The 18,087-nt window shown below is 65.9% G+C and carries 15 protein-coding genes; 4 read left to right on the forward strand and 11 right to left on the reverse strand.

All coding sequences use genetic code 11. The features are described 5' to 3' along the window. The first annotated feature begins 6 nt into the window (after positions 1–6). The gene (locus VGV07_RS03995) at positions 7–1,497 is read left to right on the forward strand and encodes an ATP-binding protein (RefSeq protein WP_326867394.1); all 1,491 of its coding nucleotides are present in this window, start codon (positions 7–9) and stop codon (positions 1,495–1,497) included. A gap of 36 nt (positions 1,498–1,533) precedes the next feature. Here VGV07_RS03995 and VGV07_RS04000 read toward each other — a convergent pair whose 3' ends face one another. After that, entirely contained in the window at positions 1,534–1,737 is a 204-nt protein-coding gene (locus VGV07_RS04000) for a hypothetical protein (protein ID WP_326867395.1), read from the reverse strand. A 254-nt stretch (positions 1,738–1,991) separates the two neighbouring features. Between VGV07_RS04000 and VGV07_RS04005 the strand changes: the two genes are divergently transcribed. Beyond that, on the forward strand, positions 1,992–4,334 hold the full coding sequence (locus VGV07_RS04005) for a bifunctional diguanylate cyclase/phosphodiesterase (protein WP_326867396.1): 2,343 nt from the start codon (positions 1,992–1,994) through the stop codon (positions 4,332–4,334). Positions 4,335–4,410: 76 nt separating this feature from the next. Here VGV07_RS04005 and VGV07_RS04010 read toward each other — a convergent pair whose 3' ends face one another. Beyond that, entirely contained in the window at positions 4,411–5,229 is an 819-nt protein-coding gene (locus VGV07_RS04010; protein WP_326867397.1) for a helix-turn-helix domain-containing protein, read from the reverse strand. Positions 5,230–5,314: 85 nt separating this feature from the next. Between VGV07_RS04010 and VGV07_RS04015 the strand changes: the two genes are divergently transcribed. Beyond that, a complete protein-coding gene (locus tag VGV07_RS04015; protein ID WP_326867398.1) occupies positions 5,315–6,142 on the forward strand; it encodes a phytanoyl-CoA dioxygenase family protein in 828 nt (275 codons plus the stop codon). Positions 6,143–6,239: 97 nt separating this feature from the next. On the opposite strand, the gene VGV07_RS04020 is transcribed toward VGV07_RS04015, so the two are convergent. From VGV07_RS04020 to VGV07_RS04040, 5 genes are all read right to left on the reverse strand, one after another. Then, a complete protein-coding gene (locus VGV07_RS04020; RefSeq protein ID WP_326867399.1) occupies positions 6,240–7,577 on the reverse strand; it encodes a GH1 family beta-glucosidase in 1,338 nt (445 codons plus the stop codon). 82 nt (positions 7,578–7,659) lie between these two features. Continuing rightward, positions 7,660–8,946, reverse strand: a complete 1,287-nt coding sequence (locus VGV07_RS04025; protein WP_326867400.1) for a sugar ABC transporter substrate-binding protein — start codon at positions 8,944–8,946, stop codon at positions 7,660–7,662. 107 nt (positions 8,947–9,053) lie between these two features. Further along, on the reverse strand, positions 9,054–9,962 hold the full coding sequence (locus VGV07_RS04030) for a carbohydrate ABC transporter permease (protein WP_326867401.1): 909 nt from the start codon (positions 9,960–9,962) through the stop codon (positions 9,054–9,056). After that, complete coding sequence (locus VGV07_RS04035) at positions 9,959–10,849, reverse strand: sugar ABC transporter permease (protein ID WP_326867402.1); 891 nt, start codon at positions 10,847–10,849, stop codon at positions 9,959–9,961. The genes VGV07_RS04030 and VGV07_RS04035 overlap by 4 nt, the downstream gene beginning before the upstream one ends. Before the next feature lie 235 nt (positions 10,850–11,084). Then, the gene (locus tag VGV07_RS04040) at positions 11,085–13,175 is read right to left on the reverse strand and encodes a beta-galactosidase (RefSeq protein WP_326867403.1); all 2,091 of its coding nucleotides are present in this window, start codon (positions 13,173–13,175) and stop codon (positions 11,085–11,087) included. 276 nt (positions 13,176–13,451) lie between these two features. Between VGV07_RS04040 and VGV07_RS04045 the strand changes: the two genes are divergently transcribed. Further along, on the forward strand, positions 13,452–14,435 hold the full coding sequence (locus tag VGV07_RS04045) for a LacI family DNA-binding transcriptional regulator (protein WP_326867404.1): 984 nt from the start codon (positions 13,452–13,454) through the stop codon (positions 14,433–14,435). Here the strand turns inward: VGV07_RS04045 and VGV07_RS04050 are convergent. The 4 genes from VGV07_RS04050 to VGV07_RS04065 all read right to left on the reverse strand — a co-directional run bounded on the left by VGV07_RS04050 (position 14,432) and on the right by VGV07_RS04065 (position 17,850). Continuing rightward, positions 14,432–16,030: a GMC family oxidoreductase gene (locus VGV07_RS04050; RefSeq protein ID WP_326867405.1), complete on the reverse strand. Its 1,599-nt coding sequence runs from the start codon at positions 16,028–16,030 to the stop codon at positions 14,432–14,434. The genes VGV07_RS04045 and VGV07_RS04050 overlap by 4 nt on opposite strands. 54 nt (positions 16,031–16,084) lie before the next feature. After that, on the reverse strand, positions 16,085–16,606 hold the full coding sequence (locus VGV07_RS04055; RefSeq protein ID WP_326867406.1) for a MaoC family dehydratase: 522 nt from the start codon (positions 16,604–16,606) through the stop codon (positions 16,085–16,087). 2 nt (positions 16,607–16,608) lie between these two features. After that, positions 16,609–17,451 (reverse strand): amidohydrolase family protein, encoded by an 843-nt coding sequence (locus tag VGV07_RS04060; RefSeq protein ID WP_326867407.1) that lies wholly within the window; start codon positions 17,449–17,451, stop codon positions 16,609–16,611. A gap of 126 nt (positions 17,452–17,577) precedes the next feature. Further along, positions 17,578–17,850: a DUF2312 domain-containing protein gene (locus VGV07_RS04065; protein ID WP_055883009.1), complete on the reverse strand. Its 273-nt coding sequence runs from the start codon at positions 17,848–17,850 to the stop codon at positions 17,578–17,580. Between the last annotated feature and the right edge of the window lie 237 nt (positions 17,851–18,087).

Consider the following 18,087-nt stretch of genomic DNA (forward strand, 5'->3'; position numbering starts at 1 on the left):
GGGTCCATGCAGGTCGCGATCGACATGGGTGTGGCGCAGGGTGGCGCGGAGGCTAAGCTCGATCTCGAGGAACTGCTGGCCACCCGCCTGCTCGTGCAAGGCAACTCCGGTTCCGGTAAGTCCCACCTGCTGCGCCGGTTGCTCGAACAGAGCGCCCCCTGGGTGCAGCAGTGCATCGTCGACCCCGAAGGCGATTTCGTCACCCTCGCCGACAAATACGGCCACCTCGTCGTCGATGCCTCGCGCTCGGAAAGCGAACTCACCACCATTGCCGCCCGCGTCCGCCAGCACCGCGTCTCGGTGGTGCTGAGCCTCGAGGGACTCGATGTCGAGCAGCAGATGCGCTGCGCCGCGGCCTTCCTCGGTGGCCTGTTCGATGCCGATCGCGATTACTGGTATCCGATGCTGGTGGTGGTCGACGAGGCACAACTCTTCGCTCCCGCCATTGCCGGCGAAGTGTCCGACGAAGCGCGCAAGCTTTCGCTCGGCGCCATGACCAACCTGATGTGCCGCGGCCGCAAGCGCGGCCTTGCCGGGGTGATCGCCACGCAGCGGCTGGCGAAACTCGCCAAGAACGTCGCTGCCGAAGCCTCCAACTTCCTGATGGGCCGCACCTTCCTCGATATCGATATGGCCCGTGCTGCGGACCTGCTCGGCATGGAACGGCGGCAGGCCGAAATGTTCCGCGATCTCAATCGCGGCCATTTCATTGCGCTAGGTCCGGCCATGTCGCGCCGGCCGCTGCCGATGGTGATTGGCGCGGTGGAAACTTCGGCGCGATCGTCGAGCCCCAAGCTGATGCCGCTGCCGGACCATCCGGCCGATGCCCGCGACCTGATCTTCGCCCCGGTCCCTGAAGCCGTGCGCCCGGTGCGCCGCCCACCACCGCCGCCACCGCCCTCGACGAATGATCTGCTCGCCCAGCTGGTGCGCACCCAGGTGCCGCAGCCGCGCGCCGACGAACCGCCTGTCGATCCGGCTGAGCGCGACAGCGCCATCGACGACGTCATCCGCGAACTGCTGGAAGACCGCGACGCCGCCTATCGCTCGGTCGCTGTGCTCTATCAGGATTTCCTGGTTCGCTGCCGCATCCGGCGCGTGCCGGGCGAGGCGCTGGCTTTGCCGGCCTTCCGGCGGAAGCTCGCCGTGGTGCGCGCCGGCGTCGCCGAGGAAACGGCGCAGACCGAAACCTGGCAGACCGCGCTCGCCCTCTCCAACCAGCTCGCCGACGACGTGCAGGGCGTGTTCCTGGTGCTGGCGCGAGCGGCAGTCGAGACCCTGCCCTGCCCGTCGGACGCTGCGCTGGCCCGCGCCTACGGCACCCATTCCACCGGCCGCGCCCGGCGCCTGCTCACCTATTTCGAGGAACGGGGGCTCCTGGTGGTGCGCATGGACCTGCGCAACCAGCGCATCGTCGCCTTCCCCGATCTCGGCGCCGAAACCGCCCCCGGCAGCCCGGATGCGCCGGACTACGCCGATCGGACTGCGGCCGAATAGCGGCTGACCGACCGCCTATAGCCGACCGCCAGGCCTTTACCCACCTTCCCCGCCGACAACCTCGGCCGGCGGCTCCGGCCTGTCAGCTTCCTCCGACAGCCGGCGCTCGATGGCGTCCTTGGCTCCCATGGCGAATTCCTCGCTCGAGTACGGCCCCCACTCGACCTGCTGCCCATCGATGTAGGCGTAAAAGTACCATTTGCCGTCGCGCTTCTCCGGCCCAAACGTGCGCTGCGTCATCACTGCTCCTCAAGCCCCGTACGGAAACTTGCCGGCCGGCCTCGCGTTCCATAGCCATCTTGTAGGGGTTGCCATTCCGCCCGCAGCTCGGGCCCGCGTCATCGACTCGCTCGTCACTACGCAGTTCTACCAGCAGCGCGCCAGACGCCTGATTCACCCACCCGACAACCGGCTGCCGGATCGCAACAGCGAGTAATCGTCTGTTCACTGGCGGTACGAAAGCTTGCGCCGGACGAAGTATCGGGGGGCGCCTGTTGCAGGTCGTCATCACCACATTACTGAACAACCACGACCTGGTGCTGGTCGCCGTAGCGGCGTTGCTGTGCGCGCTGTCGTCGTTTGCCGGAATATCGCTGCTGCATCACGCCCAGCGGACCGCCGGCAAACTGCAACTGGCGTGGCTGGGCGTGGCAGCGGTTTCAGTGGGCTTTGGCATCTGGGCCACTCACTTCGTCGCCATGCTGGCCTTTCACCCTGGCGTTGCCGTCGGCTACGACATCGCAACCACGCTCGCCTCGCTGTCGCTGGCCATCGCCATAGTCGGCGGCGGACTGTGGTTCGCCGCCATCGGCACCTCGAGCGGGGACTCGATCCTCGCCGGTGCGGTGGTCGGACTCGGCATCTCCGCCATGCACTATACCGGCATGGCGGCAGTGCTGGTCGGGGGGCACATCGCCTGGGACGGCAACCTCGTCGCCAGTTCGATCCTCGTCGGCATGGCGCTCGCCGCTGCGGCACTCTGGCTGGCCCGAACAACCACCTGGCGCGGCCGGCTGGGTGCACCAGTGCTGCTGACGCTCGCCATCTGCGCCATGCATTTCACCGCCATGGGTGCAGCCGGCTTCGCCGACTGCTTCGCGATCGTTGCCGATGGTACACCGACCTGGCTGTGGCTGGTGCTGTCACTGGCCTCGGCCATCATCCTGGGCCTCACCATGGGCGGCACGCTGCTCGACCTCAGGGATCGGCGCCACAGCGCCGAAAGCGCGCGCATGCGGGAACTCGCGGACGCGGCCGTCGAAGGCATCGTCATCGTCCGCCAGGGGACGATCAGCGCTACCAATCGGAGCTTCCGGCAACTGCTTGGCTCCGATGCCGATGCGACAGGCCGACCGCTGCTCGATTTCTTCAGTTCGGCGGCGTGCGAGGCGCTCGAGCGCCGGCCCAATGCTACCGTCGACGCTGACCTCAACATCGCCGGCACCATCGTTCCGGTCGAAGCGGTCGCCCACGAGATCGAGTTTCAGGGCGTGCGGCAACGCGCCATTGCCATCCGCGATGTGTCGAGCCGCAAGCAGGCCGAGGCGCATATCCGCTTCCTCGCCCACCACGATGCGCTGACCGGGTTGCCCAACCGCGTGAGCTTCGGCCGTCGGCTCGACGAAACCATCGACGTCGCCCGCAACGATGGCCAGAGCTGCAGCGTGCTGTGCCTCGACCTCGACAAGTTCAAGGAGGTCAACGACCTCTACGGCCATGCCGCGGGCGACGCTTTGCTCCGCCGGGTCGGATTGATCCTGCAGCGCGAAGTCGGCGAGATCGGCTACCCGGCCCGCTTGAGCGGCGACGAGTTCGCCGTGGTGCTCAACGCCACCGAAAGCCTCGAAGCCGCCAATCGCGTGGCGCAGCGCCTGCTGCAGGCCTTTGCTCGCGACGTCACGGAACGCTCGGACGAGGCGACGATCTCGGCCTCGATCGGCATCGCCTCCTTCCCCGGTGATGCCGAGAACGCCGAGCAACTGATGTCGGCCGCCGATATGGCCCTCTATCGCGCCAAGCAGGAAGGCCGCGGCGCCTATCGCCTGTTCGAGCCGGCGATGAACGACGAGTTGCGCGACCGGCGCCTCGTCGCCAACGACCTCGCCGCTGCGGCCGACGCCGGACAGCTCGACCTCGCCTATCAGCCGCAGGTCGACCTCGTAACGGGCGATGTCACCGGGTTCGAGGCGCTGCTCCGCTGGTATCACCCGGAGCGCGGCGAGGTGCCGCCCGGCGTGTTCGTGCCGATCGCCGAGGAGAACGGGCTGATCCTCGGGATCGGTGAATGGGTGCTGCGCACGGCCCGCAGAGAGGCTGCCGGCTGGCGGGTGCCGCTGGGCATTTCGGTGAATGTCTCGGCGGCGCAGATTCACAATGCGGGTTTCGCCCGGCAGATCCACGAAGTCCTGGTCGAGACCGGGCTTTCGCCCGCCCGGCTCGAAATCGAGGTGACCGAGACGGCGCTGGTGCGAGACCTGTCACGTGCGGTCGCAACGCTGCGGCAGGTTCGAGCGCTGGGCGTACGTGTCGCCATTGACGATTTCGGCACCGGCCACTCGTCGCTGACCCATCTCAGCGCCTTCCCCTTTTCGCGCATCAAGCTCGACCAGTCGTTCGTGCGCACTTTCGACCGTAACCCGCAAGCAGCAGCGATCGTCCACGCGGTCGTCGAACTCGGACGCTACCTGGGCACCCCGGTGGTGGCCGAAGGGGTCGAGCGCCGCGAGGAACTGACGTTCCTGCGCGCCGAAGGCTGTGCCACCGCGCAGGGCTTTCTGTTCGGCCATCCGTCGCCGATCTCGGCGTTTGTGGGGTTGCAGGTGAAAAAGGCAAGTTGAAGGGCGCTGAGGCCGCCGTCGGCGCACCTCTCCCGGTTGCAGGCAGGGCAATCGCATTTGAACCGCCGCCGAGCTCTCAGCCTCGCGTCGCCATGGTGGCGCGAAACGCCACCGGACTCTTCTGGCTCCAGCGCTTGAACCGTTGGCTGAAGTAGAACTGGCTGTCATACCCCACCGATTCCGCGATCTGCTTGACCGAGAACGCGGTGCGCGACAGCAGTTCGCCGGCGCGCTGCATGCGGCGGCCCTCGAGATAGGCCTGCACCGTCTGACCGGTCTCTGCGCGGAACAGGTGTGCCAGCCGTGAACTCGAGAGGCCGACGGCGCGACCGACCGCGCTGAGGGACACCTTGCCGGCGAGGTTGCGGTCAAGAAAATCCATGGCGCGTCGCACGCGCTCGTCGTGGCGCGTGTCAGGCGCACTCGGGTTCAAGCGGTCGCATTCCAGCAGAACGGCTTCGAGCGCATTGCTGGCGAAGGCTTCGCGCCGGCGCAGATCGCTGTTGAACAGCCGATGCACTGCAAGCAGGCCCTGTACGACATCAGGCTCATCGAGGTGCAACAGCATCAGCCCGGGAGCCACCTCCGGCCAGTCAAGCCATGGCAGCCAGTCGGGTCGCGGCTGAAAATGCACCCAGAGCAGTTCCCAATGCTTTTCCGATGGCGCCACGGCGTAATCGTGCAATGTCGCGGGACGGATCAGCACCCAGTCCCCGGCGCCGGCAATGAGCTCGCCACCGGCATGGCCGAAGCGTCCCGCGCCGCTGATCGTGTGGATCAGCAGCCAGTCGTCGACGCCATGTTCGCGATAGGTGCGATAGCCTGATGTCTCATGGTAGTGGCCCGTGAGAAGCTGCAGGACGCGTTCATGCCGGGGGGTGTCGAGCTTGGCCATAGCAGGATATTACATGTGATTGGCACGATGTTCGATGGGCAACACCGCCAAACCGCCCTAGCCTCCCACGATCGAGGAGGACCCGATGAGTTTGACCGGCGAACAGAAGCAGCAGTTCGAACGTGATGGATTTCTGGCGATACGCGGCCTGTTCAGCCCGGCCGAGATCGAGGAGATCCGCGGCACCTTCATGGCAATGGCCAAGGACGGCCCGGTGCCGGGGCTTTCCGACGTACCCAAGGCGCGTGAGGGCGCCCCGCTGAGTTCGAACGATCCGCTGCAGCGCTACCCGCGCATGATGCACCCGCACAAGCACCCGGACAAACCGGTCGGTCCGCTCGCCATGCGCTACATGCGCGATCCGCGTCTCAGGCCGATCCTCGCCGAACTGTTCGGCGAAAGCCCGTTCGCCGTGCAGTCGATGTTCTACTTCAAGCCGCCCGGCGCGCGTGGTCAGGATCTGCACCAGGACAATTTCTACCTGCGCGTGAAGCCCGGCACCTGCATGGCCGCCTGGGTGGCGGTCGACGATGCCGATGCGGGGAATGGTGGCATGATGTGTGTGCCTGAGACCGCAGCGCTCGATGTGGCCTGCCCGGAAAAGGCCGACCCGGCTCTGTTCTTCACCACCGAACATGTCGAGCCGCCGCCCGGCCTCACCCCGCAGATGATGGAGTTGAAGGCCGGCGACGTGTTGTTCTTCAACGGTAGCGTCATCCACGGCTCCACCCCCAACACCAGCCCCGACCGCTTCCGCCGCTCGCTGATCTTCCACTACGTGCCGGCGAGCACGGTGGAGATGAGCCATTATTACGAAGCGCTGAGCTTCGATGGGGAGAAGCAGGACATCGCCACGAACCTGGATGGCGGGCCATGTGGGACAACGCAGGATCTGCCGACCGGGCCGCATTGATACCGCCGACCGGAGTGCTTGGCTGCCCCTCACCCTGGCGGTGAGACCGAAGGGCTCGCCGCGGGGTGAGGGGCGCCAAGCGCGCCGGCGGTGAAGTCTAAAGCCCCCGCCGCCTGATCACCCCGGCGTACCACTTCGCCGAGGCTTTCGGTGTTCGCGCCATCGTCTCCGTGTCCAGATGCACGATGCCGAACTTCTGGCTGTAGCCGGCGGCCCATTCGTAATTGTCCATCAGCGACCACAGGTAGTAGCCGCGTACGTCGGCGCCGTCGGCAATCGCCTTGTGGATCCACTCGAGGAAGCCGGCGACGTAGGTGATGCGCTCCTGGTCATCGAGCGGATCGGTGGCATTGGGGCCATCGGCGGCGCCGTTCTCGGTGATGAAGATCGGGCCCTGCCAGCCATACTGCTCTTTGGCCATGAACACCGCGTCGTAGACGGCTTTCGGATAGTACTCCATGCCATTGTCGAGGAAGTTGCCGCCCGGGTGCTTGTCGTCGGCCACCCACCAGCGCGGGTTGTAGTGCTCGGCGCTGACCACGACGCGCGAATAGACGTTGAGGCCCAGATAATCGATCGGCGTATTGATCAGTTTCAGGTCGCCTTCGCGGATTTCCGGCATGGTCCCGCGCTCGGTAAGGCGGGTCCGGATGCGCTCGGAGTAGTCGCCCTTCAGCACCGGATCGAGGAAGAAGCGGAAGCCGTCATCCTCGTCGCGGTCGGCGATGGCCTGGTCCTCGGGCTTGTCGGTCGCCGGGTGGCGCTGCCAGATGTCGAACACCGCGCCGATCTCCCCGGGCTTGCCCGAGGCGCGGAACGCCTCGACCCCCACGCCATGTGAAACCAGCGCGTGGTGCAAAGCCTGCCGAGCGGTCTTCTCGTCGCTGCGACCGGGGGCGAACACCCCCATCGCGTAGCCGACCCAGATCGAGATCGGCTCGTTCAGCGTGGCCCAGCGGCGCACCCGGTCGCCATAGCTGTTGAACGCCAGTTCGGCATAGTCGGCGAAGGCGCCGATGATATCGCGGTTGATCCAGCCGCCCTGATCCTCAAGCGCCTGCGGCAGGTCCCAGTGATAAAGCGTCACATTGGGCTGAATGTTCGCCGCCAGCAGCTCATCGATCAGCCGCGAGTAGAAATCGACACCCTTCTGGTTCACCGGCCCGCGCCCGCTGGGGAACAGGCGCGACCAGCTGAGCGAGAAGCGATAGCTCGAAACCCCGATCTCGCGCAGCAGCGCCACGTCGTCCTTGAACCGGTGATAGTGGTCGGCGCCGCGATCGCCGGGGATGTCGAGATGCACCTTGCCCGGGGTGTGCCCGAACGTGTCCCAGATCGACGGCCCCTTGCCGTCCTCGTTCCAGGCGCCTTCGATCTGGAACGCACTGGTTGCAACGCCGAAATCGAATCCGGCCGGGAACTGAAATCTCGCCACGGGAAAAGTCCTGGAAATGTCGGGGAACAGAGGGGAGGACGCCGCGCTCGGGAGGGAGAGCGCGGCGTCAGGGCCGTTGGCCCTATTTGGTGGCGACGGTGAAGCCCTGCTCTTGCGCGTACTGGGCGATGCGGTCCTGCCAGGCCTTGAAGCCCTCGAACACGCTGGTCTTGCCCGAGATCGCCTGGCCGACCGTGTCGCGATAGACGCTCGAGACGTAGGGCTGGAACGGCAGCCAGGTCCAGCCGACCACCGAGTTCTTGGCGGATTCGGCGAAAATCTGCCGCGCCTTCTGGCCGCCCAGATACTCGATCTCCTCGTCGATGAAACCAGGGTCTTCCCACGCCGCCTTGGTGGTCGGCAGCAGGCCCTGGTCGTCCTTGAGGCTGGCGACGCCCTCTGGGCTGCCGTTCATCCAGAGCGCGAACTCGACCGCTGCTTCCTTCTTGGCCGACTGGGCGAGGACGACGGTGCCCGAGCCGCCGAACTGGCTGGTGCCGACATCGCCTTCGTTCCACACCGGCTGCGGCGCGACCCGCCACAGGCCCTTGTTGTCAGGCAGCACGCCGGTCAGCGCCTGCAGGCCCCAGGCGCCCACCACCCAGGTGGCCATCTGTCCCGCGCCCAACTGCTTGAACCACTCATCCGAGCCCTGCACCGACTCGATGGTCAGCCCCTTGGCGTTGAGATCGGTCCAGTAATCGGCCCACTGCTTGGCCTTTTCCGACTGCAGGTTGAGGGTAACGTTGGTGCCGTCGGCAATGGACCACGGCTCGGCCGAGAGCTGCCACAGCCCCATATAGGCGGCATCGACGAGGCTCGGGTCGAGATAGGTGATGTAGTGGTCGGGGTTCTTGGCCTTGATCGCTTCGGCGGCGGCGGCGTACTGCGCCCAGGTCCTGGGCACCTCGACGCCGGCTTCGTCGAACACGTCCTTGCGGTAATACATGACGCCAGGGCCGAAATCCTGCGGCACGCCGTAGATGCCGCCATTGATATCGACGAGCCCGAGCACGCCGGGCAGGAACAGCTCCTTCACCGCCGCGCCGCCGAACTGCGTCACATCGGCCAGCGCTCCGGTCAGCGCGAAATTGGGGATCGCGTCATAGGTCATGTGCGCCACGTCGGGTCCGCCCGAGCCGGCATCCACGGCGTTCTGGATCTTGGTGTATTCGTCGGTGCCGACGCCGACATTTTCCACCTTCACCTTGATGCCGGGGTGGCTCGCCTCGAACTTGTCGATCGAGGTCTGGATGTTGGGCAGCCAGGTCCAGAAGGTGATTTCGACCGGCTCCTGTGCGATGGCGCCGGTAATGAAGAATGCGGCGGCCGCCACACTGGCGGCGAGCCCCTTCAAACTACGAGTCATGGTCTTCTCCCTTTGTGGCGCATCCTCCGCGCCCTGGTTGCGATGTCGCGAGACACCGGATTTCGTTTCGCGGGATGTCACCCCGCTGGGTGTCACCCCGCCGGGTGTCATTCCTTCACCCCGCCCGCGGCGATGCCGGATTGCCAGTATTTCTGCAGGAACACGAAGGCGACGAGCAGCGGCAGCACCGCCAGGAGCGAGCCGGTGATGACCAGCGGATAGAGCGGCTGCGCGAGGTTCACCCCGCCGGCATTGGCGAGCTTGTTCCAGAGCGACAGCCCCACGGTGAGCGGGAACTTGTCGGATTGGTTGAGCACGATCAGCGGCAGGAAATAGTTGTTCCAGGTGGCGACCAGCTGGAACAGCAGCACGGTGACGAAGCCCGGCGCCATCAGCGGAAAGGCGATGGTCCAGAAGATGCGGCCTTCGCTGGCCCCATCGATGCGCGCCGCCTCGATCATCGAATCCGGCACCGCGTCCTGCGCGTAGACCATCATCAGGAACAGCCCGAACGGGCTGACCAGCGCCGGTATGATCACCGCCAGCTCGGTATTGATCAGCCCCCACTGGGTGAACAGCATATAGGTCGGCACCGCCAGCGCCGTTCCCGGCACGGCAGTGGCGCCGAGCACGATGGCCAGCACGGCCTTCCGACCATGAAAATCGAACTTCGCCAGTGCATAGCCGCCCATTGCGCAGATCAGTGCGGCGCCTCCAGCGCCCACCACTGCGTAGAGAATGGTGTTGGCGAACCAGCGCAGGTAAATGCCGTCCTGAAAGGCGAAGAGCTGGCCGATATTGTCCCACAGCGCGAAGCTCGGCGCGAAGGCCAGCCCGAAGGTGCCGAACAGGTCGACATTCGACTTGGTGGCGTTCACCAGCAGCCAGCACAGCGGCAGCATGAAATAGGCCAGCAGCATCCAGAGGATGATCGTCAGCACCGGCGACTTTCGCGGCCGCAGCGCTGAACGGGTACGGGTCCCCGATGCGGGTGCCGAGAGGGCGGCTACACTCATATCAGCCTCCCCCGCTTGGCCGCGCCGAGTTGCACGACATAGGCGACCACCACGGTGAAGCCGCCGAGCAGCATCGCCACCGCGGCGGCGTAGTTGATCTGCCCGCCGGTGAAGCTGAGGTTGTAGGCGTAAAGGTTCGGCGTCCAGCTGGTGGTGACGACACTGGGCCGGAGCTGGCCGAGGATCGAGGGCTCGTTGAACAGCTGCAGCGAGCCGATGATCGAAAAGATCACCGCCAGCACCAGCGCGGGCCTGAGCGCCGGCAGCTTGATGAACCAGGCCTTGTGCCACTCATTGGCGCCATCGATCGCCGACGCCTCGTAGATGTCGGTGGGGATCGAGCGCAGCGCCGCGTAAAAGATCAGCATGTTGTAGCCGACGAACGACCAGGTCACGACATTGCCGACGCTCGCCAGCATCAGGTTGGGGCCGAGGAAGTCCGGGGTGGGAATGCCGAGGCTGCCGAACACCTGCCCGGCGAGCCCGAACTGGCTGCCGAAGATGTAACCCCACATCAGCGCCGCGACGACCGCCGGCACCGCATAAGGAAGGAAAAGCCCGATGCGAACGATGCGGCTGCCGGCAAGCCGCCCGCTGTCGATGGCGAGCGCCACGAACATGGCGATCCCCAGCATGATCGGCACCTGCAGCACAAGGAAAACGATCACCCGCAACACCGCATCGTGCAGCAGCGTATCGCCCAGCGCCCTGAGGTAGTTGCCCAGCCCGACGAACACCGTGCCGCCGATCATCTGCTTACGGAAAAAGCTGATCCACAGCGCGTAGCCGAGCGGCACGACGATCGAGATGGCGAACACCACGATGAACGGGGTGAGGAACAGGTAGGCCGTGGAGGTGGCACGGGTCTTGGCGGAGAGGCGGGTCATGGGTGCTCTTCCCCCGCAGCGCTACCGCGTCCGCTAGGAAGGGAGGGGTGGTCGTGGGGAGGATAGTCCGCAGCGAGAAGAGCACCCCCCACCCTGTCCCTCCCCCGCAAGGGGGGAGGAGACGCCAACACTGATGTCAATGTTTTGGTCTCCCTCCCCCTTGCGGGGAGGGGACAGGGGTGGGGGTACCCTGTGCGCACCGGCCCGTCATTATCGGTGCTACAAACGGCCCCCATCACGCCGCAACCTCACGCAGCACCCGCACGTCCCACGGCTTCAGCGCCAGGTCCCCAACCGGCTCGCCCGTGAGCACATCGGTGACCAGCATCGGTGGCGTAACCGTCCGTGCCTCCCAGCCGAAATTGTGCACGAACCACAGCCGCTCGCCGGCGCCGTTGGTGGCGCCATGCACCGCCAGTGCGCCGGGCACCAGTTGCGACTGCCAGGGATGGTTAGGCTGCAGCCACTCACCGAGCGACTGGGCCAAATCGAGCTCGGGGAAGGCCCCGACATAGGTGATGCGGCCCTTGCCGAACGGCCGCGTCGTCGCGGCCGGCCAGCGGCCGAAATGCGGATGCTGGTAGCTGGCGATGACCTCGGCGTCGTCGGCGATCAGCCCTTCGACGAGGCTCCGGGCCGTGCCGCTGAGCTGCCCGGTGACGGCAAGTGGCGTCACCAGGTTGGAGAACTCGTCGTACCAGACCCCGGCCGCATCGGCCAAACCGGCCGGCTGCCGCTCGAGCTTGGGCCGACCGATCTCGTCGGCATAGGCCGTGCGGATACCGACCACCAGGTGCCCGCCCGCCTCGGCATAAGCAACGAGGTTGGCGACCAGCCGATCGGAAGCGAGATAGAGCGCCGGCACCACCAGCGTCGGCAGTTGACGCGCCAGCTGCACCGGTTCGGCGAGTTCGAAATCCGCCCCATGCAGCACCCGCACCTGGTGGCCGGCCCGATCGAGCCCGCCATAGAAGCGATAGACGATCCGCTCATAGGCGGCGCGGTCGGCCGGCCCCTGCTTTTCCGGCAGCGCCGCCGGATCCTGCATTGGCGGGTGGTATTCGAAGGCCCAGCGGTTGGGCATCGAAAAGATCAGCCCGACATTGGCATCGGGCACGATGCCTTCGACTGCGGCGCCGGCCCGGGCGATCTCCTGCCCAAGCTCAGCCACCTGGCCATAGACCCGGCCGGGGGCAAAGCTGTGCGGCAGCACCCCGCCCCAGAACGTCTCCCAGGAGCCGTGCATGGTGTGCCAGTGCCAGTATTCCACCGCCCGGGCGCCGCGAGCGATCATCGCCCAGCCGACCTGCCGCCACTGCCCGTCGTACATCGGGTGGTTGAACCAGGGGAAACCGATACTCGTCGCATTGGTCTCGGTGACCATGAAGCGCCGCTGGCCGATGGCCCAGGTGCGATCGGAAATGAAGAACGGCGCCCAGCTGCCAGACGGCGGAAAAGCATAGTCCCCCGCGGTGTCCGGCCCAAGCTGATCCTGCGTGGCGATATACTGGTTCGAGGCGATCGCGTCGCAGGCGGCGCCGATGGCCCGGTCATCGACCGCAGCGCGCATCGGGTCGATGCAGGTGGTGATAAACTGGTCATCCCCAGCGTACTCGCGAACGATGCCCACCTGCCAGGCGATGTACTCGGTGGTTTGCAGCGCATGAAAGCGCCGCCAGTCGAGATCATATTGCGGCACGTGGTTGCCGTCGGGGACCCAGAGCTCGTCGATGTCGTTGAGCCGGTGCGCCCAGTGGGTCAGGTTCCACGCCTGGTTGATCGCCTCGACGCCGTTGTACTTGGCCATCAGCCACTGCTTGAAGCGGCTGAACACGTGGGCATTGTGCGGCACCTGGTGGCCGGGCTCGTTATCGACCTGGAAGCCCACGATTGCTGGGTGGCTGGCATAGCGCCCCACCACCTTGCGGATGATCCGCTCGGCATAATCGAGAAACACCGGGTGCGAGGTATCGGTCTCCTGCCGCGCGCCCCATGGCACGCGCACGCCGGTTTTCGACTCTGCCGCGATCTCCGGGTGCTTCAGCATCAGCCAGGGCGGCACCGCATAGGTCGGCGTCCCCAGCACGACACAGATGCCGTGCTGCTGTGCCGCGTCCAGCACCGGCAGCAGCCATTCGAGCTCGAATTCGCCGTCGCGCGGCTCCCAGGTCGACCACACGGATTCGCCGACGCGGATCAGGTTGAACCCCGCCTCGCGCATCAGCCGAAAATCTTCGGCCATCCGTTCCACCGGCTGATACTCGGGATAATAGGCCGCCCCGAACAGGATGCGATCGCCGATGCGATAGGCCGACTGGTCTTCCACTGCGCACTCCCTCGCCAGACGGTTTCGTCTTGGCCTCAACGGACGTTTTCGTCTCGTTCAACGGACGTCTTCGTCTCGTTGGCCAGAATTGTTTGCGCAAACAATCCTGTTGTCAAGAACGGCTCGGATCATCCATCCGGATGAGACAACATGCCTGCACTACCTGACTTGGCACGTGTCGCAGCCCTTGCGTCACCGCAATCCCGCCACTATTGTTTACGCTAACGAAAGGGACGCCATTTGGTTCGACAGTCACGCAAGGGCACTTCTCCCACCATGGCCGACGTGGCGCGGCTGGCGCAGGTTTCGCAGCAGACAGTCTCGCGGGTGCTGAACGACTATGCCTTCATCAAGCCCGACACCCGCGAGCGGGTGCTGAAGGCCATTGCCAACCTCGACTACCGCCCCAACATGGCGGCGCGCACTCTTGCCACCAGCCGCTCACGCACCATCGGCGTCGTCGCCTCGGACTATCTGAGCTTCGGGCCGGCCTCCGCCCTGTTCGGCGTCGAACAGGCCGCGAGCGAGGAAGGCTATGGGGTCAGCATCGTCAGCCTGCGCGAGTCCAATCGCCTGACCATCGCCGAAGCGCTGGCCCGGCTGGTCGGCCAGTCGGTCGAAGGCATCGTGATGATCTCGCCACAGGATGTCTCGGCCGGCGCCGCCTTCCTCAGCTTCGAGAACGTGCCGGTGGTGACCCTGAGTTCGGTCGATACGGGCGAGCACACCTCGATCATGTACGACTCGGTCGAGGGCTCGCGCGCTGCGACGCAGCACTTGATCGACCTGGGGCACAAATGGATCGCCCATCTCGCCGGCCCGGCCGGCTTCACCGTCTCGGAATCGCGCGTCCATGGCTGGCGCAAGGCGTTGGGTGCGGCGCATCTGGTGGCGCCCGACCCCTATGTCTGCGACTGGACGGCCGAGAGTGGCTATGTCGTCGGCAAACAGGTGTTGAGCGACCCGCGCTTCACTGCCGCCTATTGCGCCAACGACCGCATCGCCCAAGGCCTGCTGCTGGCGCTCTATGAAGCCGGCCGCGTCGTGCCGCGCGATTTCAGCGTCGTCGGCTTCGACGATGTGCCGGAAGCCGCCTACTGCGTCCCGCCGCTTACCACCATGCGCCAGGATTTCACCAAGCTTGGCCGCCGCTGCATCGAGGCGCTGATGGCGCGCCTAAACGGCGAGCCGCCGCAGGAAGCCGACCCGCTGCTCCCGGTGCTGATCCAGCGCAGCAGCACCGCACCCGCACCCGTCTAGCGAGCAGCAGCTCGGATCAGGTCCGCGGCCCGTTCGGCTATCATCACCACCGGCGAGGCGGTATTGCCCGAGGGGATGGTCGGCATGACCGAGGCATCGACGATGCGAAGGCCGGCAATCCCGCGCACCCGCAACTGGTCGTCGACCACCGCCAATTGGTCCTGACCCATGCGGCAGGTGCCGACCGGGTGGAAGATGGTGGTGGCGATGTTGCCGATAGCGGCCATCAGGCTGTCGTCGTCGACCACCGCGGGGCCGGGCAGCAGTTCCTGGGGCGCATAGCGGCGCAGCGCCTCGGTTGCCACCAGCCGGCGCGCCTGCTTGACCGCCTTCAGGGCGACGTCGCGATCGCGCTCGGCGCTGAGATAGTTGAGCTTGATGGCCGGCTGCTCGGCCGGGTCGCGGCTGCGGATATGGCAGGTGCCGCGGCTCTGCGGCCGGAGGTTGCAGACCGACACCGTGACGGCCGGGAAAGGGTGCAGCGGATCGCCCAGCTTGTCGGTCGAGAGCGGCTGCACATGATACTCGAGATCGGCGGTCGCGACGCTCGCGTCGCTGCGCGAGAAGATGCCGAGCTGACTCGGCGCCATCGACATCGGCCCGCTGCCGAACATCATGTACTCCAGCGACATCGCCGCCTTGCCGGTGAGGCTGTTGACGATCGTATTGAGGGTGCGCGCCCCGCTGACCCGGTACACCGTGCGGATCTGCAGGTGATCCTGCAGGTTCCGACCCACGCCCGGCAGAACGTGCCGCGCCTCGACCCCGTGCCGCGCCAGCACCTCGCCATCGCCGATACCGCTGAGTTCGAGGAGCTTGGGCGAGTTCACCGCCCCCGCCGCCAGAATGACTTCTGCATCGGCATCGGCGCGGCCCATCACACCACCGGCCTCATAATGTACGCCGGTGGCGCGCTGCCCGGTCATGGCGATGCCGGTGACCAGCGCGCCGGTGACGACACGCAGATTGGGCCGTCCGAGGGCCGGCCGCAGAAACCCCTTTGCGGCGGTCCAGCGCACGCCGTTGCGCTGGTTCACTTCGAAGAAGCCGGAGCCTTCGTTGTCGCCGTCGTTGAAATCGTCGCGCCGTGGGATGCCGATCTCGTCGGCAGCGGCGCGGAAGGCCTCGAGGATGTCCCAGCGCAGCCGCTGCCGGCTGACCTTCCATTCGCCGCCCGCCCCATGCAATTCGGTCCGGCCGCGGAAACTGTCCTCGGATCTGGTGAAGTAGGGCAGCACGTCGTCCCAGCCCCAGCCGACATTGCCGAGCTGTCGCCATTGATCGTAGTCGGCGGCCTGGCCGCGCATATAGATCATGCCGTTGATCGAGGTGCAGCCGCCCAGCGCCTTGCCGCGCGGATAGCTGAGCACCCGCCCGTTGAGCCCCGGCTCCGCCTCGGTCCGCATCATCCAGTCGGTGCGCGGGTTGTTGATGCAGTAGAGGTAGCCGACCGGGATCTGGATCCACGGATAGCTGTCGCTGCCACCGGCCTCGAGCAGCAGCACGCGCCGGCGCGGGTCCTCGCTCAGTCGGTTGGCCAGCACGCACCCGGCCGTACCGCCGCCGATGATGACGTAGTCGTAGCGCCCGTCCAACCAAGCCCCCCCTTCTCGCCGAACCGGAACGCCCGTCGAAATGTCCTGATCGCTTTAGGTCACCGCGACGCGCGCGCTGGCCGCGTCGCGGTATTTCACCGTCTGCAGATGCTCGCAATAGAGCGCCAGCTCGCCGGTATGCTTGAAGATCTCGTAGCTGCAGACCATCAGGCCGAGGTCGGGATATTTCGGCTCCTTCCTGAGGATGGTGCGGATGCCGTAGATGGTGTCGCCGATGAACACCGGCCGAATGAAGCGCAGCCGATCATAGCCGTAACTGAAACTGTTGACGTTGTTGTGCGCGAACAGCCCGAGCCCGTAGGAAAACACCTGCGCACCGGCCACCAGCCGGCGGCCGAACATCCCCTCTTCGACGGCGAACGGATCGTCAGCCACATAGGGGTGGAGGTCCATCACCAACGTGCCGAAGGCGATCACCTCGCCTTCCGAAATCGTGCGCCGGATCGAGCGGCTGCGCTCCCCCACCACGATATCCTCGTAGAGCCAGGTCTCCTGGTTCCACACCGGGATCTGGCCATGCAGCGCGGGGTCGGGGTTGGGGTTGCGGTCCGCCATGGTCAGTCTCCCAGCTTGTAGATGCGACGGGCGTTGGCGGCGAACAGCTTCTCGCGCTCGCCGACGCCGAGGCCAGCGGTGAGGTTGCGGGTGATCGCCGCCCAGTCGGGCAATCCCATGGCCAGCAGCACCACCGGCCAGTCACCGCCCCACACAACACGAGCGGCGCCGAAGCGCTCGAGGCAGTGCGCCACATAGGGCGCAACCGCCGCCTCAGCCGGCTGCCCGCCGGCATAGGCGACGACCCCGGAGATCTTGCAGGCGACGTTGGGAAGCGCCGCGAGCTCATCGATTGCCCTGGCCCAGCCGACGAAATCGCCGCCGGCAATAGCCGGCACACCGCAATGGTCGAGGACGAACATCGTATCGGGACAGGCCCGCGCGAGATCGCGACCGATCGGCAGTTGCGCCTGCGTCACGCAGAGGTCGAAGGTTTTCCCGCGGGCCCCGATCTTGGCGACGTTCCGCCGGAAGCCCGGCGTGGTCGAGACATCGTCGGGCACCACATGCAGGGCCCGGCGGTAGCCGACCACCTGAGGCCTGTCGGTCTCCTCGAGCCAGGCCTCGAAGCCGGCATCCATCTCTGGCCGGCAACCGGCGATTACCCCTTTGGTCAACGAGTTGGGCTGCTGCATCAACCCGAGCACGAAGCGCACCTCGTCCTGGTAGAAGGCATCGTCCGGCGCGGTCTCCATGAAGATGGCGGCCGCAATTCCGGCCTGCTGCGCCAAGCCGGCGTAGTCCTCGTCGGTGAAGCTGCCGGTGAGCACCGGGATGCCGTTGGTCCAGCTGTACTGGAAACGGTCGGGATAGATCAGGTGCTGGTGGGTATCGATGAGCTGCATTCTGATCTCCCTGGCTCCGCAGTGCATTGCGTATCACCAAATCGCACGCTAGCTCCAAGACCTTGCGTGTCCCGAAAACAAAAAGGCCGCCCAGCGGGCGGCCCTGTTTCATCGTCGGCGTAGTGCCTACTCGTCGTCGCTCGGCGCTGCCGCCATGCCGAGCGCCGTGAGGTAGAGTTCGAGCAGCGCTTCCTGCTCCATGCGCTCGGCATGATCCTGCTTGCGGATCGAGACGATCTTGCGCAGCACCTTGGTGTCGAAGCCGTTGCCCTTGGCCTCGGCATAAACTTCCTTGATGTCGCCGGCGATTGCGGCCTTCTCTTCCTCGAGCCGTTCGATGCGTTCGATGAAGGCCTTGATCTGGTCCTGGGCGACGCTATCGGGGGAGACGGTTGCCATAGTCGAATTCCTTTTGCTTTCGGCCCCCGTTCAACCCGTTCGGCCTCGCCGGTTCAAGCCCATTCGGACAGCAATCCACATCGCGTGCCCCAGGGGTTCGTAATTCCGACAAAAGCCGCGTTTACCGGTTGACAGCGGGCGGAGCGCTGAGCACAAACACCTCGCGCGCTGCAAACGATTTCAGGCAATCCAACCCGGACGGTCCATTGCGCTACATCCTGGCCATCGCTGGTGTGC

Origin of the sequence: Devosia sp., assembly GCF_035944845.1 — a bacterium.
GTDB lineage: Bacteria > Pseudomonadota > Alphaproteobacteria > Rhizobiales > Devosiaceae > Devosia_A.

Excerpts from the sequence above, each read along its gene's own strand:
- VGV07_RS03995 (WP_326867394.1), top strand. The coding sequence starts at position 7 with ATGCAGGTCGCGATCGACATGGGTGTGGCGCAGGGTGGCGCGGAGGCT.
- VGV07_RS04000 (WP_326867395.1), bottom strand. The coding sequence starts at position 1,737 with ATGACGCAGCGCACGTTTGGGCCGGAGAAGCGCGACGGCAAATGGTAC.
- VGV07_RS04010 (WP_326867397.1), bottom strand. The coding sequence starts at position 5,229 with ATGGCCAAGCTCGACACCCCCCGGCATGAACGCGTCCTGCAGCTTCTC.
- VGV07_RS04015 (WP_326867398.1), top strand. The coding sequence starts at position 5,315 with ATGAGTTTGACCGGCGAACAGAAGCAGCAGTTCGAACGTGATGGATTT.
- VGV07_RS04025 (WP_326867400.1), bottom strand. The coding sequence starts at position 8,946 with ATGACTCGTAGTTTGAAGGGGCTCGCCGCCAGTGTGGCGGCCGCCGCA.
- VGV07_RS04030 (WP_326867401.1), bottom strand. The coding sequence starts at position 9,962 with ATGAGTGTAGCCGCCCTCTCGGCACCCGCATCGGGGACCCGTACCCGT.
- VGV07_RS04035 (WP_326867402.1), bottom strand. The coding sequence starts at position 10,849 with ATGACCCGCCTCTCCGCCAAGACCCGTGCCACCTCCACGGCCTACCTG.
- VGV07_RS04045 (WP_326867404.1), top strand. The coding sequence starts at position 13,452 with ATGGCCGACGTGGCGCGGCTGGCGCAGGTTTCGCAGCAGACAGTCTCG.
- VGV07_RS04055 (WP_326867406.1), bottom strand. The coding sequence starts at position 16,606 with ATGGCGGACCGCAACCCCAACCCCGACCCCGCGCTGCATGGCCAGATC.
- VGV07_RS04060 (WP_326867407.1), bottom strand. The coding sequence starts at position 17,451 with ATGCAGCTCATCGATACCCACCAGCACCTGATCTATCCCGACCGTTTC.
- VGV07_RS04065 (WP_055883009.1), bottom strand. The coding sequence starts at position 17,850 with ATGGCAACCGTCTCCCCCGATAGCGTCGCCCAGGACCAGATCAAGGCC.